This is a genomic window from Clostridium lamae (assembly GCF_033043255.1).
Taxonomy (GTDB): domain Bacteria; phylum Bacillota; class Clostridia; order Clostridiales; family Clostridiaceae; genus Clostridium; species Clostridium lamae.
In genome coordinates this window covers 104,322-127,500 of the sequence record NZ_JASCQJ010000002.1, presented here as the reverse complement: position 1 = coordinate 127,500, position 23,179 = coordinate 104,322, and the positions used below count along the sequence as shown (strand labels likewise).

19 protein-coding genes, 1 tRNA gene and 1 rRNA gene (1 of these 21 running past the window's edge) are annotated in these 23,179 nt (G+C 31.2%); 16 read left to right on the top strand and 5 right to left on the bottom strand.

Annotated features, from left to right (window positions below):
• The 7 genes from QK892_RS01680 to QK892_RS01650 form a co-directional block, all read left to right on the top strand.
• Positions 1-2,064 (top strand): 23S ribosomal RNA (locus QK892_RS01680); it begins 842 nt to the left of the window's first position.
• A gap of 58 nt (positions 2,065-2,122) precedes the next feature.
• Positions 2,123-2,197 (top strand) — tRNA-Asn (locus tag QK892_RS01675).
• Positions 2,198-2,328: 131 nt separating this feature from the next.
• Positions 2,329-3,009 (top strand): response regulator transcription factor, encoded by a 681-nt coding sequence (locus QK892_RS01670; protein ID WP_317271783.1) that lies wholly within the window; start codon positions 2,329-2,331, stop codon positions 3,007-3,009.
• Positions 3,006-4,394, top strand: a complete 1,389-nt coding sequence (locus QK892_RS01665; protein WP_317271782.1) for a sensor histidine kinase — start codon at positions 3,006-3,008, stop codon at positions 4,392-4,394. Before QK892_RS01670 ends, QK892_RS01665 begins: the two co-directional genes overlap by 4 nt.
• A gap of 1 nt (position 4,395) precedes the next feature.
• The gene (locus QK892_RS01660; protein ID WP_317271781.1) at positions 4,396-5,880 is read left to right on the top strand and encodes a hypothetical protein; all 1,485 of its coding nucleotides are present in this window, start codon (positions 4,396-4,398) and stop codon (positions 5,878-5,880) included.
• A gap of 3 nt (positions 5,881-5,883) precedes the next feature.
• Positions 5,884-7,263 (top strand): TldD/PmbA family protein, encoded by a 1,380-nt coding sequence (locus QK892_RS01655; RefSeq protein ID WP_317271780.1) that lies wholly within the window; start codon positions 5,884-5,886, stop codon positions 7,261-7,263.
• A gap of 14 nt (positions 7,264-7,277) precedes the next feature.
• A complete protein-coding gene (locus QK892_RS01650; protein ID WP_317271779.1) occupies positions 7,278-8,621 on the top strand; it encodes a TldD/PmbA family protein in 1,344 nt (447 codons plus the stop codon).
• A gap of 74 nt (positions 8,622-8,695) precedes the next feature.
• Here QK892_RS01650 and QK892_RS01645 read toward each other — a convergent pair whose 3' ends face one another.
• On the bottom strand, positions 8,696-10,501 hold the full coding sequence (locus QK892_RS01645; protein ID WP_317271864.1) for an LTA synthase family protein: 1,806 nt from the start codon (positions 10,499-10,501) through the stop codon (positions 8,696-8,698).
• Between the two features lie 303 nt (positions 10,502-10,804).
• Between QK892_RS01645 and QK892_RS01640 the strand changes: the two genes are divergently transcribed.
• A complete protein-coding gene (locus QK892_RS01640; RefSeq protein ID WP_317271778.1) occupies positions 10,805-11,758 on the top strand; it encodes an NAD(P)/FAD-dependent oxidoreductase in 954 nt (317 codons plus the stop codon).
• 38 nt (positions 11,759-11,796) lie between these two features.
• Here the strand turns inward: QK892_RS01640 and QK892_RS01635 are convergent, their stop codons facing one another.
• Positions 11,797-12,396, bottom strand: a complete 600-nt coding sequence (locus QK892_RS01635) for a GDSL-type esterase/lipase family protein (protein ID WP_394854996.1) — start codon at positions 12,394-12,396, stop codon at positions 11,797-11,799.
• A 14-nt stretch (positions 12,397-12,410) separates the two neighbouring features.
• Positions 12,411-13,037, bottom strand: a complete 627-nt coding sequence (locus QK892_RS01630) for a RusA family crossover junction endodeoxyribonuclease (RefSeq protein WP_317271776.1) — start codon at positions 13,035-13,037, stop codon at positions 12,411-12,413.
• A 207-nt stretch (positions 13,038-13,244) separates the two neighbouring features.
• Here QK892_RS01630 and tsaD point away from each other — a divergent pair, with 207 nt between their 5' ends.
• The 4 genes from tsaD (at position 13,245) to QK892_RS01610 (ending at position 17,257) form a co-directional block, all read left to right on the top strand.
• Complete coding sequence (tsaD, locus tag QK892_RS01625) at positions 13,245-14,255, top strand: tRNA (adenosine(37)-N6)-threonylcarbamoyltransferase complex transferase subunit TsaD (RefSeq protein ID WP_317271775.1); 1,011 nt, start codon at positions 13,245-13,247, stop codon at positions 14,253-14,255.
• 21 nt (positions 14,256-14,276) lie between these two features.
• Entirely contained in the window at positions 14,277-15,296 is a 1,020-nt protein-coding gene (locus QK892_RS01620; RefSeq protein WP_317271774.1) for an alpha/beta fold hydrolase, read from the top strand.
• Between the two features lie 100 nt (positions 15,297-15,396).
• A complete protein-coding gene (locus tag QK892_RS01615; RefSeq protein ID WP_317271773.1) occupies positions 15,397-16,638 on the top strand; it encodes a S1C family serine protease in 1,242 nt (413 codons plus the stop codon).
• A gap of 220 nt (positions 16,639-16,858) precedes the next feature.
• Positions 16,859-17,257: a carboxypeptidase regulatory-like domain-containing protein gene (locus QK892_RS01610; RefSeq protein ID WP_317271772.1), complete on the top strand. Its 399-nt coding sequence runs from the start codon at positions 16,859-16,861 to the stop codon at positions 17,255-17,257.
• Between the two features lie 103 nt (positions 17,258-17,360).
• Here the strand turns inward: QK892_RS01610 and QK892_RS01605 are convergent, their stop codons facing one another.
• Together QK892_RS01605 and QK892_RS01600 are read right to left on the bottom strand one after the other, a co-directional pair.
• Positions 17,361-18,407, bottom strand: a complete 1,047-nt coding sequence (locus QK892_RS01605) for an FAD:protein FMN transferase (protein ID WP_317271771.1) — start codon at positions 18,405-18,407, stop codon at positions 17,361-17,363.
• A 106-nt stretch (positions 18,408-18,513) separates the two neighbouring features.
• Positions 18,514-18,927, bottom strand: coding sequence for an FMN-binding protein (locus QK892_RS01600; protein ID WP_317271770.1), 414 nt, complete (start codon positions 18,925-18,927; stop codon positions 18,514-18,516).
• A 315-nt stretch (positions 18,928-19,242) separates the two neighbouring features.
• Between QK892_RS01600 and QK892_RS01595 the strand changes: the two genes are divergently transcribed.
• The 4 genes from QK892_RS01595 (at position 19,243) to QK892_RS01580 (ending at position 23,171) form a co-directional block, all read left to right on the top strand.
• Positions 19,243-21,123 carry an FAD-dependent oxidoreductase gene (locus tag QK892_RS01595; protein WP_317271769.1) on the top strand — a complete coding sequence of 627 codons (1,881 nt, stop codon included), beginning with the start codon at positions 19,243-19,245 and terminating at the stop codon, positions 21,121-21,123.
• Positions 21,124-21,240: 117 nt separating this feature from the next.
• Positions 21,241-21,621: a NusG domain II-containing protein gene (locus tag QK892_RS01590; RefSeq protein WP_317271768.1), complete on the top strand. Its 381-nt coding sequence runs from the start codon at positions 21,241-21,243 to the stop codon at positions 21,619-21,621.
• A 9-nt stretch (positions 21,622-21,630) separates the two neighbouring features.
• Positions 21,631-22,146 (top strand): Gx transporter family protein, encoded by a 516-nt coding sequence (locus tag QK892_RS01585; protein WP_317271767.1) that lies wholly within the window; start codon positions 21,631-21,633, stop codon positions 22,144-22,146.
• A gap of 59 nt (positions 22,147-22,205) precedes the next feature.
• A complete protein-coding gene (locus QK892_RS01580; RefSeq protein WP_317271766.1) occupies positions 22,206-23,171 on the top strand; it encodes a polyprenyl synthetase family protein in 966 nt (321 codons plus the stop codon).
• Positions 23,172-23,179 lie beyond the last annotated feature (8 nt).

The window sequence follows — 23,179 nt, the reverse complement described above, 5'->3', positions numbered from 1 at the left end:
AGCTGGTTCTCCTCGAAATAGCTTTAGGGCTAGCGTCGGATATGAGTAATGGAGGTAGAGCACTGAATGGGCTAGGGGGCATATCGCTTACCGAACCTTATCAAACTCCGAATGCCATATACTATGAGTCCGGCAGTCAGACTACGAATGATAAGATCCGTGGTCAAAAGGGAAAAAGCCCAGATCGTCAGCTAAGGTCCCAAAGTGTAAGTTAAGTGGTAAAGGATGTGGGATTTCTAAGACAACTAGGATGTTGGCTTAGAAGCAGCCACTCATTTAAAGAGTGCGTAATAGCTCACTAGTCGAGAGATCCTGCGCCGAAAATGTCCGGGGCTCAAACTTACCACCGAAGCTACGGGCTCAAGTTTACTTGAGCGGTAGAGGAGCGTCGTAATCGGGCTGAAGTCGTACCGTAAGGAGCGGTGGACTGATTACGAGTGAGAATGTTGGCATTAGTAGCGAGATGTAAGTGAGAATCTTACAGGCCGAAAATCTAAGGTTTCCTGGGGAAGGCTCGTCCGCCCAGGGTTAGTCGGGACCTAAGCCGAGGCCGAAAGGCGTAGGTGATGGACAATTGGTTGATATTCCAATACCACTATTATCGTTATTATCGATGGTGTGACGGAGAAGGATAGGATGTGCTAGCGATTGGAAATGCTAGTCTAAGCATTTAGGGAGTTAAGATAGGCAAATCCGTCTTAACAATCCTGAGGTGTGATGGGGAAGGCCTTTTAGGCTGAAGTATCTGATTCCCTGCTTCCAAGAAAAGCATCTAGAGAGAGAAATAGTGCCCGTACCGCAAACCGACACAGGTAGATGAGGAGAGAATCCTAAGGCCATCGGAAGAATTGCAGTTAAGGAACTAGGCAAATTGACCCCGTAAGTTCGCGAGAAGGGGTGCCTGCGAGAGCAGGCCGCAGAGAATAGGCCCAAGCAACTGTTTAGCAAAAACACAGGTCTCTGCTAAAGCGTAAGCTGATGTATAGGGGCTGACGCCTGCCCGGTGCTGGAAGGTTAAGGGGAACACTTAGCGCAAGCGAAGGTGTGAACTTAAGCCCCAGTAAACGGCGGCCGTAACTATAACGGTCCTAAGGTAGCGAAATTCCTTGTCAGGTAAGTTCTGACCCGCACGAATGGCGTAATGACTTGGGCACTGTCTCAACTGCAAATCCGGCGAAGTTGTAGTGCGAGTGAAGATGCTCGCTACCCGCGATTGGACGGAAAGACCCCGTAGAGCTTTACTGTAGCTTAGCATTGAGTTCCGATATTGTCTGTACAGGATAGGTGGGAGACTGAGAAACTAGGGCGTCAGCCTTGGTGGAGTCAACCTTGGGATACCACCCTGACAGTATTGGGATTCTAACCGGACGCCATGAATCTGGTGACGGGACATTGTTAGGTGGGCAGTTTGACTGGGGCGGTCGCCTCCTAAAAAGTAACGGAGGCGCCCAAAGGTTCCCTCAGAACGGTCGGAAATCGTTCGTAGAGTGCAAAGGCAGAAGGGAGCCTGACTGCGACACCCACAAGTGGAGCAGGGACGAAAGTCGGGCTTAGTGATCCGGTGGTACCTCGTGGGAGGGCCATCGCTCAACGGATAAAAGCTACCTCGGGGATAACAGGCTGATCTCCCCCAAGAGTCCACATCGACGGGGAGGTTTGGCACCTCGATGTCGGCTCGTCGCATCCTGGGGCTGTAGTAGGTCCCAAGGGTTGGGCTGTTCGCCCATTAAAGCGGCACGCGAGCTGGGTTCAGAACGTCGTGAGACAGTTCGGTCCCTATCCGTCGCGGGCGTAGGAAATTTGAGAGGAGCTGTCCTTAGTACGAGAGGACCGGGATGGACTGACCTCTGGTGCACCAGTTGTTCCGCCAGGAGCATGGCTGGGTAGCTAAGTCGGGAAGGGATAAACGCTGAAAGCATCTAAGCGTGAAGCCCCCCTCAAGATGAGATTTCCCATAGCATAAGCTAGTAAGACCCCTTGAAGAACACAAGGTTGATAGGTCAGAGGTGTAAGTGTGGTAACATATTTAGCTGACTGATACTAATAGGTCGAGGGCTTGACCAATAAAATATAGTTATTAATTCATGTGCAATTTTCAGAGAACACTCTGAAAATAAAATATTCCGTGGTAGCTCAATGGTGGAGCACTCGGCTGTTAACCGATAGGTTGGAGGTTCGAATCCTCTCCACGGAGCCATTTTATATTTTAAAGAGTTTTATAAGAGTAGATTTTAAATCTATTGTTATAAAACTCTTTTTTTACATTTATTGATATATTTAGGGTATAATTTATTTATGTAGTATAAACTATAGCTTAGGGGGGAGAGAATGAATAAAATTTTATTAGTAGAAGATGAAGAAAGTATAAGAGGCTTTTTAAAAATAAATTTACAAAGAAATAATTTTACTGTTATTGAAGCAGCAAGTGGTGAAGAAGGATTAGAGTTAGCTAATAAGGAGCAACCTAAGATAGCAATCTTAGATGTAATGTTACCTGGAATTGATGGATTCATGGTTTGCAATGAATTGAGAAATAACTTTTCAGAAATGGGAATTATTATGCTTACAGCGAAGGGACAGGATATGGATAAAATTATGGGATTAGAATATGGTGCAGACGATTATATAGTTAAGCCCTTTAATCCATTAGAAGTAGTATTAAGAGTAAAAGCATTGCTTAGGAGGCTAGGAGAAGATGATAAAGAAAAATTAAAACTTGGCCCATTTGTTATAGATCTTTATTCTCAAAAATTATTAAAAAACAATATCGAAATAGATGTTACTCCAAAGGAATATTTATTGATGAAAATATTTTTTGAAAATCCTAACAAAGCTTTTAGTAGAGATGAACTATTAGATTTAGTATGGGGAAAGAACTATTTTGGTGATGCCAAAATTATAGATGTAAATATCAGAAGGCTAAGAGCAAAGATTGAAGATAAGCCTTCTACACCAGATTATATTGAAACTGTATGGGGGATAGGTTATAGGTGGAAGTCAAAGGTATGAAAAGTATAAAAAATCAGCTACTAAGAGGTATAGTAATAATTATTTTTTCTACTGTTATAGTATTGAATATATTGCTCATGGTATTTATAAGAAAATATTATTATGATAATATGGAATCAATTTTAAAAAGTAGAATAGAAGTTTCAATGAATTTCTATAATAAGTATTTTTCTTATAGGTCTTTAGTAGAAAATATTTATGATAATGTAGATGCTTTTTGGAATGATAATAATGCGCAGGTTGAAATATTTGATTCTACTGGTAATTTGCTAATGGATTCTATAGGAATAAAAGACAATAAGTTGATAAATGCTCCTGATGTAGATAAAGCACTTCATGGAGAAGCATCAAGATGGATTGGAAAAGTAGATTACTTTGATAAAAAAGTGATGGCAGTATCATATCCGTTAGAGATTGATGGTGAAATAATAGGAGTAATTAGATTTATTACCTCATTAGAAGAGATTGATGGGATTATAAGAAATATAATGCTTATATTTTCAAGTATATCTATTGGAGTATTATTGTTAGGAGTTCTATTAAGTATAGTTTTGGCTAACAGCATTATAAGGCCTATAAAATATTTAAATCAAGTTGCAGAAAAAATGGGAAGTGGGAATTTAAATATTAGAAGTGAGATTGTCAGTCAAAATGAAATTGGACAGTTATCAAATACTTTAAACTTTATGGCAAATGAGATATCTACCAGAGAACAATTGAAAAATGAATTTATTTCACAAGTTTCTCATGAATTGAGAACTCCTTTAACTGCTATTAAAGGATGGGCTATAACATTAAATAGTGAAGAAACAGATAAGGAAACCTTAGAATTAGGATTTAAAATAATAGAAAAAGAAACAGATAGGTTATCATTAATGGTTGAAGAACTATTAGATTTTTCTAGACTCATAAATGAAAACGTAAGTATAGAGCTAAGGGAGGTAAATATCATAGAATTTATTAATCATATTCAATCTTTTATGTCTCCAAGGGCACATAAAGAGGGGATTGATTTAAAGTTTATTTATGAAGCTAGTGGAAATATTTTTATAGATAGTAATAGATTAAAACAAGTTTTTATAAATATACTAGATAACGCATTTAAATTTACTGGTTCTGGAGGGAAAGTATTATTTAAAACACTAACTGATGATGAAAAAATTAAATTTGTCATTGAGGATGATGGATGCGGAATATCTGAAGAGGATTTGCCTAGGGTTAAAGAAAAGTTCTTTAAGGGTAAGAACTCTAACTCTAAAAATGGTATAGGATTATCTATATGTGATGAAATAATAAAGCTCCATCATGGAGAATTTAATATATACAGTGAATTAGGAATAGGAACAAAGGCTGAGGTTATTATTCCAATAATTAAGGAGGAATAATATGAAAACTTTAAAAGTGTTTTTTTCTTTGATATTGATTTTCATATTTACAATTAATATTGGTTGTAGTAAAGTAAATGGAAAAGATACACAATCTATAAAAGCACCGAATAATGAAAATTTAATTATAAGTGGAACTTGGAAAATTGAAGATATAAACATTATTGATGATGAAATCGAAAATAAGGATGAAATATTGTCACAAAAAAATTCGTTAATTAGTATATCTAAAAACAAAATATCTATTTTTAACAAATCCTATCAAAATCCTAGTTTTAAGCTTAAAGTTGTAGATGGAAGCTATGTTCTATCTTATGAATTAGATCTTAAACTAAAAGATATTATAGAATCGTCAAATAAGTTAGATATAATTTCAGTAATAGACTCAAATAAATTAGTAGGAGAATTCATAGTTATAGATGATAATAATGGGTACCTATTTTATTCAGGTTTATTATTAAAGCTAGTTAGAGAAGATATAAATCCTATAGAAGTAGAAAATTATTCAAGAAATCAAATTGAGGCAGAGGTATTAGAGGAAGATTATAATAGCGATGTAGGAGTAATGATAGCTTTAAAAACTCCAAGAATAAAAATGGAAGATGGAAGTTTTTCAGAGGCAAGTTATAGAACTTTATGGATATCATTTAAGGATGATAAATTAGAGCCTGTTTTAGAAAAGAATAATATTATTTTCCCAAGATTAAATGGTATATGGACAATTGAAAATAAAGTAAGTAATACTGAAAATGTCCATAATGAATACTTTATAGCGAAACCAATAGATAGTAGGGAAGATTCACAATTAGTAAGAGAGAAAACAATAAATTTATATAAGGATATAAACTTTATTTCAAATGATTATATTTCTATTGAGAGATTTGAGGGAGATTATTTTAATAATGTATTTCCTATGTATATTACAATTCCTATTGATAATATAAATTCATTTGAAGGGCTTAGCATAGAAGAAATTTATTCTAATGAAGTTAAACAAAAATATGAAAGAGATTTCAACGAAGAATATGATAGTTTAACATCAGAGCTAAAAAGTACATTAAATAAAGAAGTAGATTATACTAATTTTACAATAAAAAGAATAGAAGGAAAGTGGACATTAGTAGGAAAAATTTCATCACAAAATTCTAATGAAGAGGGTTTAGATTTCAAGTTATCGATAAATCCAAGTAAGAAAATATTGAATTATGATACATTATTAATACCATGGAAGGATTTAAAGGGAAGTTTTCCATTTATAGAGGATGCATATACATCTCCTACTGGAAGAGTTGCAATAATTATATTCAACAATAAATTATTTGTGTATGAATTAGAGGGGAGAAGCATAAAAGGAAATCCATTAATGAGTATGGATCTAAATGAAGGGGAAAGTGTTATAATGTCAGAATGGGCAAGTGGGTCATATGTTGATACATGGGCAAGAGCTTTTAAAGAAGGTAGAGTAATTAATATGGAGGAGGAATAAATTATGTTGTCAAAAGATATATTATCTAGTGTTTTAGCTAGATGTTTAATAACTGGAGGGGATTTTGCAGAAATATTTGAAGAAGATTCTATAGATACATCTATAAGTATTTTAAATGGCAAAGTTGAAAACTCTATATCAGGAAGAACACATGGAATAGGAATAAGAATTTTTAAAGGATTTAAGAGCGTGTATGCTTATACTAATAATACAAGTTTATCTGCATTATTAGATACTGCTGAAAAGGCAGCATTAGCTCTTGGAGAATTAAAAGAAGATATAAGTATAGTTTTAAATAGAAAAGAAGTTTACAATAATAACCCCATAATATATATCCCATCTTCTATAAGTATAGATAAAAAAATTAATGTAATGAAGTCTGGATATAAGGCAGCGAAAGAGTACCATGATGAAATATCACAAGTATCAGTTGGATATTTGGATAAGGAACAAAATATTTTAATAGCGAATACTGAAGGATTATTAACAGAAGATAAGAGAGTAAGAACAAGATTTATGATAAGTTCAGTTGCTTCTGCTAATGGTGAAAATCAAACAGGATACGAAGGGCCAGGAGCTCATAAAGGCTTTGAATTATTTGATGATGTTGATCCCGAATATTATGGTAGAGAAGCTTCAAGAATTGCTTATACTATGTTACATGCTAAAAATTGTCCAGCTGGTAAAATGACAGTTGCGATTGATAATGGATTTGGTGGGGTTATATTCCACGAGGCTTGTGGTCACTCTTTAGAAGCAACTGCAGTTGCAAAGGGGAATTCAGTATTTACAGATATGCTTGGAAAGCAAATAGCTTCAACTAAAGTAACGGCAATCGATGATGGGACTATTCCTAATGCTTGGGGATCATTAAATATCGATGATGAAGGAAATAAAACTAGAAAAAATGTTTTAATTGAAAATGGAATATTGAAAGGATATTTAATAGATAAATTAAATGGTAGAAGAATGGGGATGGAGGCAACAGGAAGTTCAAGAAGACAGAACTATAAATTTGCACCTACTTCTAGAATGACAAATACTTATATTGCTGCTGGAAATGATGATGAAGCAGAAATAATTAAGTCAATTTCTGAAGGATTATATGCGAAGAAAATGGGTGGAGGATCAGTTAATCCAGTTACTGGAGAATTTAACTTTGCTGTATCTGAAGGGTATATTGTTAAAAATGGTGAAATACAAGAGCCTGTTAGAGGTGCAAGCCTTATAGGTAAGGGCAGTGAAGTATTAATGAATATAGATATGGTAGGCAAGAACTTTGCACAAGGTCAGGGAATGTGTGGTTCTATATCAGGAAGTATACCAACTAATGTAGGGCAGCCAATGATTAGAGTAAAAGAAATTACAGTAGGTGGAAGATAAGGGGGGAATAGGACATGGAATTAAAAGAATTTATTGATAAATTATTTGAAAAAGCTAAAAATAATGGATTTGATGAATATGAAGTTTACTATGTAGATAGAGAGAGTTTAAGCATAAATATTTATAAAGAAGAGGTTGAGAAATATAATTTAACAACTTCTTATGGATTATCTTTTAGAGGAAAGATAAATGAGAAAATTGGATATTCTTATACTGAAATATTAGATGAAGATGCTATAGAAATGTTAGTCAAGAATGCTAAAGAAAGTGCTCTAGCTATTGAAAATGAAGATATTCAATTTATCTATGAAGGAGATAACGAATATGCAGAAGTTAGTACCTATTATAAGGCTTTAGAAAATCTTCCAGCAGATAGGTTAATAGAGTTAGCACTAGAGATGGAGAAAGAGGCTAAAGCGCTAGACCAGAGGGTTGTAAGTTTTGAGGGATGCGGAATAGGCTATAGCAATTCAAAATATGGAATAATTAATTCTAAGGGATTAAATCTAGAAAATAAATCTAATTTACTTAGTGCATATGTAGTTCCAATTATAAAAGATGGTGATAATATGCTCGACGGAATGGGCTATGTAACGGCTAATTCTTTAGAAGAAGTAAATCCTAAGAAATTAGCTAAAGATGGGATTAATGAAGCTGTTTCAAGAATAGGGGGTAAATCTATACCTTCTGGTAAGTATAAAACTATAATTAATAATGAAGCTATGGTTTCAATACTATCAACCTTTGCAGGAGTATTCAGTGGGGATGCAGCGCAAAAGGGATTAAGTTTATTAAAGGATAAAGAGGGAGAAATCATAGCAAGTGAAAAGGTAACCTTACTAGACAATCCACATTTAGAGAAGGGATTAGCATCAGTTCCATTTGATGATGAAGGAGTAGCGACTAAGAAAAAGGATATAATCCATGAAGGAAAATTAATGACATTACTTCATAATTTAAAAACTGCTTATAAAGGAAATACAAAGTCAACAGGCAATGGATTTAAGAGTTCTTATGCTTCATCAGTAGGTGTTTCACCAACTAACTTCTATATTCAAAAAGGAGATAAATCCTTTGAAGAATTATTAAAAGAGGTTGGAGAAGGGTTATTAATTACTGAATTTGCTGGACTGCATTCTGGAGCAAATTCTATAACAGGAGACTTTTCACTAGCAGCAAAAGGATTCTATATTAAAGATGGTAAGAAAGATTTCCCTGTTGAGCAAATAACAGTTGCAGGAAATTTCTTTGAGTTATTAAAAAATGTTGTTGAAATAGGTTCTGACTTGAAATTTCCAATGAGTAGTGTTGGAAGCCCATCAATAATAGTTGAAGGTTTAAGTATAGCTGGAAAGTAATTAAGCATATAATAATTATATTTATTTAGAAACTCAGTTTATAAGCTGAGTTTCTTTATTTACTATTTAAATATCTATTTATTTGAATTAATAGTTGTCTTATTAGCTCTTATCATTTTATCTGATAAATCAACTATATTTTTATAAATTTCTTTTTCTTCATCTGTAAGGTTTTCTCCTACAACATCAAGATTAGTAAGAACAGCAAAGGATTTATTAGTATTTAAAAGATTTCTTCCTAAAGCTGTATTTATATATTTATCATTTTCTACACCAAGTAGATATAACATGGTTGGCATAATATCTACTTGCCCACCTATGGTATCAAAAGTCTTTCCTTCATTCATATCCTTAGACCAAATTATAAATGGCATTGTTTTGTTACCATTATCTAAATACCAGTCTTCCTTAGTTGATAATTTTTCTATTGAACTGTTATAGTATTTATGAATTCCAGTATGATCACCTTCAATAACTACTACTGTATTATCCAATAAACCTTCTTTATCTAATTGTTCTAAGAAATTGCCTATTTGAGCATCTGTGTACTTAATGCTTTCAAAATATCCACCAAGTTCATTTTTATCTAATTCATCTTCTAAGTTCAATACTCTTTTTTCTTCAGGTAAGTCAAATGGTCCATGGCTAGTTAATGTTACTGTAAATGCATAGAAAGGTTCTTGTAATTCCTTTAACATTGGAACTACTTGTCTGAAGTAACTCTCATCAGACAATCCAAGACCAATTTCTTCATCAATATCGAAAGAGTAATAATCTACAAATTTGTCAAATCCAATTCCAGTAAGACCATTTACATAGTTCCAAAAAGATCCTTTATCTGGATGTATTGCAATAGTATTATAATTTTTTTCTTCTAATAAATTTGGAAGAGAATTATATTCTGTTGAAGGATATCTAAAGAAAGTACTACCTCTTCTTAATGGGAACATTGACGTATTTATCATTAAGTCTGCGTCTGAACTCGTACCCTCATTTACTTGCTCATAAATATTAGGGAAATAAAGACCTTTACTAATCAATTCATCCATAACTGGTGTTATTTTTTGTCCATTTATTTCTTTACCAACTACAAAGCTTTCTAAAGATTCTACTTGTATAACTAAAAGATTTTTGCCTTCTAACATTCCAGCGTACTTATTATCAGGTAAATTCTCTTTTTGTTCGAAAAATTGACTTATTTGAGCAGTATCTTCTTCAGTAAGTTCGTATGGCTTAGAATCTTTATATACATTATAAACATCAAAAATATGATATCCTATTGGTGAAAAATATCTGGCTGTATTTGTAGGATCATAATTTGAGAATATGTAACCATTTTTCACATCTTCATTTTTTAATATATTTAAGTTAAATGGAACATAAGCTATATATAATATACTGGACAGTAATATTACTATAAATGCTATAGGTGCTCGTCTTTTTACTCTCGTATAAGATTTTCTGGTAAAGAAAACAAAAATGGCTAAAATAATAAAATCAATTAGTAGCAAAGAGTCCATTTTACTAAACATTGATGATATAGTCCCACCCATGTTATCAAGGTTAGCTGTTTGAGTTAATAATAAAGCTGAAGGCATAGTTAAGAAGCCTCTAAAATAACCTAAATCTAAAAATATAAGTGCTGTTATTATTATATCTATAATAAATAAGTAAATAACTCTGCCTTTACCTTTGAATAACAATGAGAAACTTAGAAATATTAAAGTAAAAGCATAATAATAATTAATAAAGGGTTTTGCTGAATCAAGCCCAGCTGAAAAGTTTAAGCTGTAGGGATCTTCATTAATTACATAGCCCTGAAATACTATGCACTTTAATATGATAGATATAAAAGGGATTAAGAATAAAATGATTCTCATTATACCATCAAAATTTAAAGTATTTAGAGTTTTATTCTTTAATGCTTCTAAAATTTTTTTCAATATGTAATCACCTTAATTAACAGACTGATTATTAAGTCTATTAATTTCCTTTCTCTAGTCAATAATACTTAAATTATAGTATAGAGGTTTATATAAATCAAACAAGATTTTATTAAGTTTTTATAATTAAAAACTTAATGATTTTAATAGCAAATGATTATTGTAACCGATATTATATTTAGTTATTGTTTATGATATAATATTAGATGTATTTTATTTATAATTGATTGGAGGTTACATATGCTTCAATATGATTTAATAATAATTGGAGGAGGAGCATCTGGACTTTCAGCAGGGGTTTCTGCTCTTCAACATGGAATTAAAAAAGTATTACTACTAGAAAGAAATAGCGATTTAGGTGGAAACTTAAATTTATTCATACATGGTGGCTTTGGAAAGTATTATTTAGGAAAAGATGTTACTGGTCCAGAGCTAGGTAGTGAACTTATTAGAGAATTTAAGGCACATGGTGGAGAATATAAACTTGATACTGAGGTTTTAGAGCTTACCACCAATAAGATAGTTACTTATGTAAATCCTAATGAAGGAATACAAGATGTTAAAGCTAAAGCAATTATCATAGCATCAGGATGTCGAGAAAAGTTTACAGGTAATATTAATATACCTATTCATAAATATACTGGAATATATACTTTGGTTTCTGCACATAAGCTTATTAATTTACAAGGATACTTACCAGGAAAAAAAGTTGTTATACTAGGTAAGAATAATTGGTCATTAATTTTAGCTATGAGGTTAATAATAGAAGGTGCTAAAGTCAATGCAATAATAGATAAATCTTATAGAAGACCTTTAAATAATAGATGGGAAAGATTTATTGAAGATATGAATATTAATATTATAGAAAATAGTAGAGTAGTTGACTTACATGGAAATGAAAGAGTAGAAAGTATCGATATAGAAAATAAAGAAGATAAAAGTATAACAACTATAGAGTGTGATTCTGTAGTATTAACTGTTGGATATTTTCCAGAAATATCTTTTGCTAGAAAAGCCAAAATTGATATAGATGAGAGAAGAGGTCTTATAGTTAAAAATAATGAAACTTCAGCAAAAGGAATATTTGCTTGTGGAACAGTATTAACTAGAGATAGAGATCTTTTTAAAAGTGGAGAAGACGGATATAGGGTGGGAGAATTAGTATCTAAGTATTTAAAAAAATATGTGTATTAATAATGAGGCTGCCTTGGCAGCTCCATTATAATTGTTAGCTATTTATTTATATCTAAATCTAGCATTTTTATAAATGATTCAAATAAAATTTTATGGCCATTCTCATTTAGATGAATGCCATCTAAATATATTTCTTTTTGATTTAAATTTGCAGTTAGATTATAAAAGTCAATGTATTTAACTTTATAGCTTTCACAAAGCTTTATTAACTTATCTCTTAAAATAGGAAGAGTATTTTCACAATAATCATAAGTTGAAGAGGGCATAAATAATCTATATGCATCTTCCTTTACAATTCTTGGAGGAATTCCTATGATTATATTATTAGTCTTTGTTTGCGCCTCTTTTATCATTAATTCAATATTATCAAGTATTAAACTTAAATGCCTATTAGATAATAAATCATTAGTTCCCCCCATTATAAATACTGTATATGGATTTAATTTAATTACATCCTCAGTAAATCTATTTAGCATATCTGTAGTTGTATTTCCATTAATTCCTTTATTAATAATATTAAGATTTATACTTGAAGATAGAATAGAATCTCTTAAAATTTCTATCCAACATTTATTTTTATTTACTCCATACCCAAAGGTTAAACTATCGCCTATAAATATAAAATTATTATGGTTCAATATATTCACCTCAATTAAAACAATTTATTAAAGCAATTTCTACACACTAGTGTTTTTCCACCATTTCCTCTAATTATATTTTCTTCTTTAATTTTTTTATTGCAAAAATCACAAATTAAAGCATTACTATTATCTTCTTTTTTGGTAGATGCATTTTTTATTAATCTAGTGGCGGGGTTTTTCTTTAGACTTGAGTATATTTTCTTATCACTATACTCTGCCTTCTCTTTAATTGAGTAAGAAACTTCATATTTACTTTCACCGAAGAATTCAAGCTCAAAGCGAGGATTTTCTTTATCATAAAACTCTTCTGTAATTATTCTAGTTATTTGGGCATCATTAACTATAAGACCACTCTTCTCTATTCCGTCAAAAATACTTTTAGTTATGTTTGCAGTATCTGGATGCCTTTTTTCACTTTTATAATAAACTTTTAATATAGCTATAAGGGACTCTTCTAATATAACTCCAGGATTTTGTAATCTAGCATAGTATGCTATTTTTTCTTCGTAAATAGCATATCTATCATGTGATTTTCCAGTATTGCTAGGAAGAATAGCTCTACCATCTTTATTGTGAAGTTTAAAATTAGATTTTGTTATAGGGGATCCAGGTACAACTATCTTAGCATATGTATTCATTTAAAAACTCCTTTAAAATTTTAGATATCCTTAAAAATCCATTAATTCTAACAAAAATTAATGAATATTTTTGTTATTCATTATATAATAATCAATGAAACGAAAGAAATATATGATAAGCTAATAGCTTTATTTTAATATACAATAATTGAATGGCTTATACAATATAACTAAGGAATAGAAAAATAAATAAGAGGTAAAAAATAGATGGAAAGTAAATTAATTTTATCAATAGAATCAAGTTGTGATGAAACATCAGCAGCAATAGTAAAAGATGGCAGAGAAGTATTATCAAATATAATTGCTTCTCAAATTGAAACCCACAAAAAGTATGGGGGAGTAGTTCCGGAAGTTGCATCAAGAATGCATATTGAAGTTATTAATGGTGTAGTTACTGAAGCTTTAGAAGAGGCAAATGTTAAATTAGAAGATATAGATGCTATTGGAGTTACATATGGCCCAGGTTTAGTTGGAGCTTTATTAGTAGGATTACAATATGCAAAAGGATTATCATATTCATTAAAAAAACCTTTAGTAGGTGTAAATCATATTGAAGGACATATTTGTGCTAACTATATAGAGCATAAGGATTTAAAGCCTCCATTTGTATCATTAGTAGTATCAGGAGGGCATACATTTATAGTTCATGTTAAAGATTATGGTGAATATGAGGTAATAGGTCAAACAAGAGATGATGCAGCAGGTGAAGCTTATGATAAGGTTGCAAGAGCACTAGGACTTGGATACCCAGGTGGACCTAAGATAGATAAGTTAGCTAAAGAGGGTAATGAAAATGCTATTGAGTTTCCGAAAGCAAACTTTCATGATGATACCTTAGATTTCTCTTTTAGTGGAGTTAAGTCAGCTGTGTTGAATTATTTAAATAAATGTAAGATGCAAAATATAGAAATAAATAAAGCAGATGTAGCTGCATCATTCCAAAAAGCAGTAATAGATGTTTTGAAACAAAATGTTTTAAAAACATGTAGACAAAAGAATGTGGATAAAATAGCTATTGCAGGAGGGGTTGCTTCAAATTCTGCCTTAAGAGAAGCTTTGATAAAATCAGCTTCTAAAGAGGGAATAAAGGTATTATTTCCGTCACAAATCTTATGTACAGATAATGCAGCAATGATAGGAAGTGCGGCTTATTTCAATTTTATTAAGGGATTAGAAGCTCCTTTAAATATAAATGCAAAGCCAAACTTAAAGTTATAATCTATAGGGGGGATGGTATAAGTGAAACTTTTGCCACATTCAAATGGGCTTTATAAAGTAAATATGAAAATACAATTAAATCCAAAGGATAGAGCTAAAAAGATTATTCTTATAATATTAATAGTATTATCAGTTGGCTTTATATTTCAAAGAGTAAGTAATTTTATTACAAAAGAAACATTAAAAGAAAGAGTTGACTATGTAAGAGTTAATGATAAAAGATTAGATTTTAAATTAGATGGGGAAGGTAAATATACTATAATCTTTGATGGTAATATTGGTACTAACTTAAATCAATGGAATGAGATATCAGAAAAATTAGTATCGGATTATGGAGACGTTGTAACTTTTACATATAATAGAAGAGGATATGGCTTTAGTGATAGTGGATCGATAAGAACACCTAAAGAACAAGCTGAAGATTTAAGGTTATTACTAAAAAAAGCTGGTGTACCGGCTCCATATATATTAGTAGGAGAGGAATACGGTAGCCTTGTATTGACAGAGTTTACTAAAGCTTATCCAGACTTAGTAGCAGGTATAGTTTTAGTAAATCCTTTAGTTGAAGATGAAATTAATACTGATCAATATAAAAGAAGTATGTTTTTTGACAAATTTAGAAGAAATGTAGAAAAAATTGGTTCCGAAATAGGGCTCACAACATTACTAGATAAGATTAATTTAGCTTGCAGTACTGATGAATTTGAAAATAAGCTTGATGAGAACGCATTAGAAGAATTCAAAGCTCATAGAACAAAAGCTAGTTATAATAAAGCTGTAAGTAATGAAAATAAAAATATAACATCTGGTAATAACTTTAGTCAGGAGGATGGTGTATTTTCAGGAAAGCCTTATTACTTAATAGCTAAACCTGGACAAGAAGTCTTATCTAATTTAGGAGATGAAGATCTAACCAAAGTTTATAATGTTGATTATGAAGAGAGTATTGTCTCTATGTACGAGCCTGATACAGTAATAACAGGAATAAGACAAGTTATTAAACAAGCTAATGAGATAGAAAGACTACAAAAAAATAATTAAATAAATTAATTTTGTTAGATATATGTCATATAATTGTCACAGAGAAGGGTTATATTAATAATTGTAATAGGAATTATTAATATTTTAGGAGGACTTTCAAATGAATGAAGATAATATATATGATGTAGAAAATTATGAAGATGTAAACAGGGATAAAGAATTAATAGACAAACAAGAAAATACTTATGAAGATCATAGTTTTGAGAAAGAATCTTATGTCCATCCGATAAATGATATTTCAAATAAACCAAAGAAAAAAAAGAAAAAAGGTACATTTAAATTTATAGCTTTGGCTCTTATAGTGGGATTGTTAGGCGGAGCTATAGGTGGTGGAAGTACTTATTATATAATGAAAAATTACATTAATGGATCAAATAATAAAGTTATAACTGAAAATCCTCAAACATTCAATACTGATTCAGAAGCGTTAACAGCTAGTGAAGCTTTTGAAAGGGTCGCACCAGCAGTAGTTGTTGTATCTGTTAGTGGAGTAATTGATTATAGTGGAATTATACCTCAAGAAACAGAGGGGATAGGTTCTGGATTTATAATAAATGAGGAAGGTTATATCTTAACTAATTATCATGTAATTGAAGGCGCTAAGGAAGTGACAGTAACATTATCTGATGGAAGAGACGTCAAAGCTAAGGTTGTTAATTACGATGAAAATCAAGATGTAGCAATGTTAAAGATAAGTGATGATAGTGTAAAAGTTCCAGCAGTAGTTGAACTTGGAGATTCAGATGCATTAAAGCCAGGAGAACAAGTTATAGCAATTGGTACTCCTTTATCTAAAGAATTTAATCAAACTGTTACTAGTGGAATCGTAAGTGCAGTAAATAGAACAGTAGAAACAAGTTCTGGTGTACAATTAAATTTAATACAAACAGATGCAGCAATAAACCCAGGTAATAGTGGTGGTCCTTTAGTTAATACAAAGGGTGAAGTAGTGGGAATCAATAATATGAAAATAGCTTCAGATGAAGTTGAAGGAATAGGATTCTCTATTCCAATAGATGAAGTTAAAGATAGAATAGAATCATTATCCAAACCTATTTTAAATCTAGGAATATCAATAAGAGAAATTAATTCAGAGCTTGCTAAACAATATAATATGGATGAAGGATTATATATAGTTCAAGTAACAGAGTTTTCTCCAGCAGAAAAGGCAGGACTACAAGGTGGAGATTTAATCGTTAAATTTGACGGTAAAAGAATTAAGACTTTTGATGAGTTAAAAGCTATTAGAGACACTAAAGAAGAGGGCGATATAGTTAGTGTGGAAGTAGTTAGAAATGGTGAAAATAAAACATTTAATGTACAATTAGAAGCAAAGAGTTAATATAATAGACTAGTTCGAAAATGAACTGAACTGTAACATAAAAATGTTACAGAGAATGTTCAAGGAACTAGTCTTTTTTATTTTGTAGAATTATTAAAGATAAGTAGCCTTAGGAATTTTTAAAGAAAAATATAACTATTAAATCACATTTTAGTGTTAACGGAATAAACTATAGTATAAATAACAAAAAACTTATTTTCAAAACTTAGGAGGCAAAGTTATGAGCGGAAGAATAGCATCATGTGAATTAAAGACAAGATGTAACGAACAAATTGAAGCAATAATTAAATTACCAGAGGAAAAAAGATCAGTTATATTTGGAACAGTTTTAGACTGTAATAGAATGCCTGTAGTAGATGCAGTAGTTAAATTACTACAAGTAGTTGAAGGTTACAGATATCCTTATCCTTTGACTCACACTTTCACAGACTGTCATGGACAATTCTTATTGGGACCATTATGCCCAAATACAAAGTATATGTTAAAGATATATAAAGACAATATAGTAATAAGATATACTGAATTAGAAACATCTTCATTTAATGGTAAATGTATAGGAAAACCAGATCAATCTGAAAATAAACCTGGAGATCATGGACAAGGCGGTTGCAATTGTTAGTATTTAATAATTAAATAACAAAGAGTCCCTTAAATGATAAGGGACTTTTTTGTTATTTTAATATTTGATAAGGAGTAAATAATTATTCTTAATCCTTTTAATATTAATTTTCTAAGGTAAAATCAGAATCAGTTAATTTAAAAATATTTTTTAGTTCATTAGTTATATAAACTTTTTTATCTTTAGTGATAAATATTGCATCTATACCATCTAGGGAATTGACAAACTTCATGCCTTCTTCCACCCCCATTGCAAATACAGAGGTAGATAGTGCATCTCCATCAACAGATTTATCACTTACTATTGTAATTCCTGCAATTTCATTATCGTAAGGGTATCCAGTTTTAGGGCTTAAAATATGATGATATTTAACCCCATCTTGTTCAATATATCTCTCATATATACCAGAAGTAACGATAGACTTATTACTAGTAGTAAGAACGCCAATTTGATCACCACGTTCAGAATATGGATTTTGGATTCCTATTCTCCATTCATCACCATTAGGCTTTTTACCGTGAGCAAAGATATTTCCACCTAAATCTATTATGGCACTCTTAACACCTTGTTCAGTTAATATATCTGAAATTACATCTGCTGTATATCCTTTAGCTATTCCGCCTAAGTCTATCATCATACCTTTTCTTTTTAAATAAATTGTCTTATCAGTATCATTAAGTTCAATATCCTGATATCCAATAAGTGGAAGTTTCTCATTGATTTCTTCTTGAGTAGGAACTTTCGCCTCAGGAAGTCCTATGTTCCAAAGCTTTACTATAGGTCCTACAGAAATATCAAATAATCCATTTGAAAGTTTTGAATATTCTACTCCTTTTTTCACAAGAGTATATGTGTCATCATCTACTTTTACAGGAGTAATGCCAGCAGATTCATTTATTTTATCTACTAATGTACCATTTTCATTAATACTTAAAGTAGATTCAAGCTCTTTAACTTTAGTAAAGACTTTATTTAACACTTCTTCATCATTGCTATCATAAAGAGTTACGGTTACTACGGTACCCATTAATATTTCGCTTCTAGATAAAGGCTCCATTACTTTGTTATTATTTGAACAACCAGCCAAAATTCCAAGAGAAAAAATTAACAAAAGGTAAAAAACGAGTTTTTTTAGTGTTTTTTTTGTCATAAAAATCCTCCTAATTTGATAATAATTAATATTATTATTAGCAAAAATATATATAAATAACAAAGGACTTTAGACAAGAGCCTAAAGTCCTATTTTTCAACAGTAATTACTTAGCTTCTGCTAAAGCTTCTTCTGCTAAAGCTTTAAATTTATCTGAAGTGCTAGTAGCACCTGTTACAGCATCAACAGCAGCAACATCTTGCTTTTCAACTAAAGAAGCTTCTAAAGCTGGGATAGCTTCTACAGGGTTGCTTCCTGAAACTTCTTTCATCTTAGTGTTGTAAGCTTCATCATCTAATTTGCTTACTCCATCAGCTGAAACTTCATCGTACTTAACAGTAGCGATTTTTCCATCTTTAACTTCTATTTCTATTGAAGAAGTATATCCTCTTTCATCAGCTTCAGATGTTTTAGTATATGTACCATCTTTTAATCCGGCTTCTTTAGAACCACATCCTACAAATATAGTAGTTGCTAAAGCAGCAACAGCTAATAAGCTTATAACTCTTCTTGATTTCATAAAAAATCCCCCTCAAATGTATTTAATTTATGTTTAAATGTTTTAAATTACGGTTTAATTATACACAAAATATAATGAAATTGGTATTCGAAATTCTTATGAAGCATAAGTAAAACTAATAGTGTTAAAATATAAACAATCACCTGTAGATTAGATAATATAAGGATTCTAAAGAAAAAAACGTTTAAAAAACCCTAAATATATTGTTAAAAATTCGACAAAAAAATATTTTTCATAATATAGACATATTAATGATTAGTGTATAGAATTAAATATGCTATTTTGAATTATTTGAGTTGAAAGGAAGGGTGCGACATGTCAAAAAATAAGATACTTGTTCTTGGTGCGGGATATGGTGGTGTCCATGCTGCTAAGAAATTAGCTAAGAAATATAAAAAAAATAATGATGTGGAGATAACGTTAATAGATAGGAATCCATATCACACATTAATGACAGAATTACATGAAGTTGCTGGTGGAAGAGTTCATCCAGAATCAGTACAAGTTGAATTATGCAAAATTTTCGGTAAAACAAAAGTTAAAGTTGTAACTGATTTCATAGAGAAGGTTGATACAGACTCTAAAGTTGTAAAAACAACATATGGAGAGTATTCATATGACTATCTAGTTATAGGTACAGGAAGTGAACCTGCTTTCTTTGGAGTACCTGGAGTAAAAGAAAATGGATTTACCCTATGGTCATTTGAAGATGCACTAAAAATAAGACATCATATTGAAGATATGTTTGCAAAAGCAAGATTAGAAAGAGATGCTAGTAAGAGAAAGGAAATGCTTACGTTTATAGTAGCAGGTTCAGGTTTTACTGGTATTGAAATGGCTGGAGAACTTCTAGAATGGAAGAGTAGATTAGCAAGAGAATACAATGTTGATGAAACAGAAGTTACTTTAAAAGTTGTTGAAGCTATGGGAACTATCTTAAATATGTTAGATAGAAAACAAGCAGATAAAGCTGAAAAGTATATGGTTAAACATGGAGTAGAAGTATTAAAGAATTCACCAATAGTTGAAGTTAGTGAAGATAAGATAACTTTAAAAGGTGGAGAAGAAATAAGTACAAGAACATTAATTTGGACTTGTGGAATACAAGGAAATCAAGATGCTAAAGAATATGGCTTAGAAACAGCTAGAGCTGGAAGATTACAAACTAATGAATATATGCAAGCTGTAGGAAAGAAAGATGTTTATGTTGTTGGGGATATGGCTTACTTTGAAGAAGAAGCAGGCAAGGGTACTCCACAAATAGTTGAAGCAGCAGAACAAACAGCTAATACTGCAGTTACAAATATAATTGCCTCAATTGAAAATAAAGAAATGGAAAAATTCAAAGGAAATTATCATGGATTTATGGTTTCAATCGGGGGAAGATACTGTGTTGCTAACTTAATGGGAATGAAATTATCAGGATTCATTGCAATGATGATGAAGCATTTAGTTAATATGTACTACCTATGGGGAGTAAATAATATTAATGCTGTATATAATTATTTACAACATGAGTTCTTTACAATGGAAGATAGAAGATCTGTAATGAGAGGTCATGTATCTTCTAAAGCAAATAGATTATGGTTAGTGCCATTAAGACTATATATCGGTTGTTTATGGTTAATTGAAGGTATAAAGAAATTACTTGGTGAATCTACATGGGAAAAAATGTGGGACGCTGGTAGCATTAAAGGATTCTTCGAAAATATAACAATAGGTGCTGATAGCTGGACTAAAGCTGGTAATATAAACATGCCATTTACATGGTTAAAAGATGCTACATCTGGGGCTTCAGCTTCTACTGGAGAAGCAGCAACAGAGTGGGCTACACCAATACTTAAGGAAGTTCCAGGCTGGTATGCTTCAATAATGCAAGTTGTTATGCCAAACCCAGAAGTTGCTGTTTGGTTCCAAAGAATAGTTGTATTAATGGAAATAGGAATGGGTCTTTGTTTAATAGCAGGATTATTCACATTTATATTTAGTGCAGTTTCCGCTGGAATGGTAATTAACTTTATATTATGCGCTATGGCTGGATGGGATATATTATGGTACTTCTTTGGTTCTATAGCACTAATGGGTGGAGCTGGTAGAACATTTGGTTTAGATTACTATATTATGCCGTGGATTACAAGGTTGGCAGATAATTTCTGGCATGGTAAGAAACAACCAATATATAAAAGTGCAAAATAATGATGAAATAAATTAAATATATATGTATAATGAAATTTATAAGGTAGAGTTTTAATACTCTACCTTATAAATTGTTAAGTTATAATGTTGTTATATTATAACAGAGAGAGGTTTAATATGTTTAAAAAATTAGACTTTGTTATAATTGCAGTATTGATGTTATTATCCTTTTTACCTGAAATCTTGTTAGGTGCCTCAGTTGGAAAAGGGTTTAACAATACATATGCAGAAATAACAGTTGCTGGAAAGCTATATAAAACAGTACCTTTATCAGAGCATAAGGGTGAAGAGACAATAGAGTTAAGTACAGATTTAGGAACTAATATTATTAAGATAAAAGATAATGAAATAGGTATAATAGAAGCTGATTGTCCAGATAAGGTTTGTATGAATCCAGAACATATTGAGAAGCCAGGACAAAGTTTAGTTTGTCTTCCTAATAAAGTGATGATAGAGATTAAAGGGATGGCAGATGATGATGTTATACTATCATATTAAGGTGATGCTATGAGAAAGACTAGTAAAATAGTATATATTGGATTGTTAGTTGCTCAAGCTTTAGTTTTGCATATTATTGAACGTTCGATTCCTGTACCTTTTATAACACCAGGTGCTAAATTAGGTTTAGCAAATTTAATTACTGTAATTGCTTTATATACACTAGATAGTAAAAAAGATGCTTTTTTAGTTATGTTTTTAAGACTTACATTATCAACTATGTTTGGAGGAAACTTATCTTCATTTATGTATAGTGCAGCAGGAGGAATATTAAGTTTCTTTTCAATGATATTAGTAAAAGAGTTGTTTAGAGATAAGGTTAGTATTATCGGAGTTAGCTCAGCAGGAGCTATATTTCATAATGTAGGACAATTAATAATTGCTTCATTAATAGTAAAGAACATAGGAGTTATGTTATATTTGCCTGTATTATCAATTATAGGAATAGGGACGGGTATTTTTATTGGAATAACAGCAAACTATGCAGTTGCACACTTGAGAAAATTACCAATGTTCAATAGCTAAATAGTTATGCGGTGAAAAATAAATATATGATTTTTTAATCACTAAGAAGGTGGAATAGAATGGACAATATTTGGAATAATTATCCGGAAATAAAGCAAGAGCTTATTGAAGTGCTAAATTTAATGAAGAAAAATGTAAAATGCAAAGATAAGAAAATAGAAAAATCTATAATGGAATTAATTGAATCAGGTGGGAAATTATTAAGACCTGCTTTTGTTTTAATAGGATCAAAATTCGGTGATAACGATAAAAATAAGGCAATTCCTACTGCAGCAGTAATAGAAATGCTTCATATGGCAACTTTAGTGCATGATGATGTAATAGATGATTCAAAACTTAGAAGAGGAAAAGAGACTATTCAATCTAAATATGGTAAAGATTATGCTGTATATATAGGAGATTATCTTTTTTGCGTATGCTTTAAGATATTAGCGACTAATTCATCATTGCAAGCAATAAAAGTTGATTCAAGAGCCATGTCAAAGATTTGTATGGGAGAAGTAAATCAACTGAATTCTAGATTTTCTATGAATTTTTCAGTTAAGGATTATTTAAGCAGAATATCCGGAAAAACAGCAGAATTATTTTCTATATCATTATATTTAGGGGCAGCAGAATGTAACGCCGGAGAAAAGGTATCTAGAGAACTTGGAAATATTGGTCATAATTTAGGGATGGCTTTTCAAATAATAGATGATATTCTAGACTATGAAGGAAATGATGAAAGTATCAAAAAATCAGCTGCTAATGATTTAAAGCAAGGTATTTATACTATTCCATTAATATATGCTTATAGAAATAATAAATCTGATTTTAAATATATTCTTGGAAAAGATTATTATTCTGAAGATGATGTAAGTGAAATAATCAAATTAGTTAGGGATAATAATGGTATAGAAATGGCTAAAGAATTAGCTGAGAAGTATATAAATAAATGCCTTAAGGGAGTAGATAGACTTCCGAATAATGAGTATAAAAATGTGTTAAGACAGATAATTAATTGGTTATTACAGAGGACATACTAAAGAGTTGC

What these genes read in the sequence shown, in the direction of transcription:
- QK892_RS01590 (WP_317271768.1), top strand. Translation starts at nt 21,241, where the DNA reads ATGTTTAAAAAATTAGACTTTGTTATAATTGCAGTATTGATGTTATTA.
- QK892_RS01610 (WP_317271772.1), top strand. Translation starts at nt 16,859, where the DNA reads ATGAGCGGAAGAATAGCATCATGTGAATTAAAGACAAGATGTAACGAA.
- QK892_RS01630 (WP_317271776.1), bottom strand. Translation starts at nt 13,037, where the DNA reads ATGAATACATATGCTAAGATAGTTGTACCTGGATCCCCTATAACAAAA.
- QK892_RS01640 (WP_317271778.1), top strand. Translation starts at nt 10,805, where the DNA reads ATGCTTCAATATGATTTAATAATAATTGGAGGAGGAGCATCTGGACTT.
- QK892_RS01615 (WP_317271773.1), top strand. Translation starts at nt 15,397, where the DNA reads ATGAATGAAGATAATATATATGATGTAGAAAATTATGAAGATGTAAAC.
- QK892_RS01655 (WP_317271780.1), top strand. Translation starts at nt 5,884, where the DNA reads ATGTTGTCAAAAGATATATTATCTAGTGTTTTAGCTAGATGTTTAATA.
- QK892_RS01595 (WP_317271769.1), top strand. Translation starts at nt 19,243, where the DNA reads ATGTCAAAAAATAAGATACTTGTTCTTGGTGCGGGATATGGTGGTGTC.
- QK892_RS01665 (WP_317271782.1), top strand. Translation starts at nt 3,006, where the DNA reads ATGAAAAGTATAAAAAATCAGCTACTAAGAGGTATAGTAATAATTATT.
- QK892_RS01585 (WP_317271767.1), top strand. Translation starts at nt 21,631, where the DNA reads ATGAGAAAGACTAGTAAAATAGTATATATTGGATTGTTAGTTGCTCAA.
- tsaD (WP_317271775.1), top strand. Translation starts at nt 13,245, where the DNA reads ATGGAAAGTAAATTAATTTTATCAATAGAATCAAGTTGTGATGAAACA.
- QK892_RS01605 (WP_317271771.1), bottom strand. Translation starts at nt 18,407, where the DNA reads ATGACAAAAAAAACACTAAAAAAACTCGTTTTTTACCTTTTGTTAATT.
- QK892_RS01670 (WP_317271783.1), top strand. Translation starts at nt 2,329, where the DNA reads ATGAATAAAATTTTATTAGTAGAAGATGAAGAAAGTATAAGAGGCTTT.
- QK892_RS01645 (WP_317271864.1), bottom strand. Translation starts at nt 10,501, where the DNA reads ATGAGAATCATTTTATTCTTAATCCCTTTTATATCTATCATATTAAAG.
- QK892_RS01660 (WP_317271781.1), top strand. Translation starts at nt 4,396, where the DNA reads ATGAAAACTTTAAAAGTGTTTTTTTCTTTGATATTGATTTTCATATTT.
- QK892_RS01580 (WP_317271766.1), top strand. Translation starts at nt 22,206, where the DNA reads ATGGACAATATTTGGAATAATTATCCGGAAATAAAGCAAGAGCTTATT.
- QK892_RS01600 (WP_317271770.1), bottom strand. Translation starts at nt 18,927, where the DNA reads ATGAAATCAAGAAGAGTTATAAGCTTATTAGCTGTTGCTGCTTTAGCA.
- QK892_RS01650 (WP_317271779.1), top strand. Translation starts at nt 7,278, where the DNA reads ATGGAATTAAAAGAATTTATTGATAAATTATTTGAAAAAGCTAAAAAT.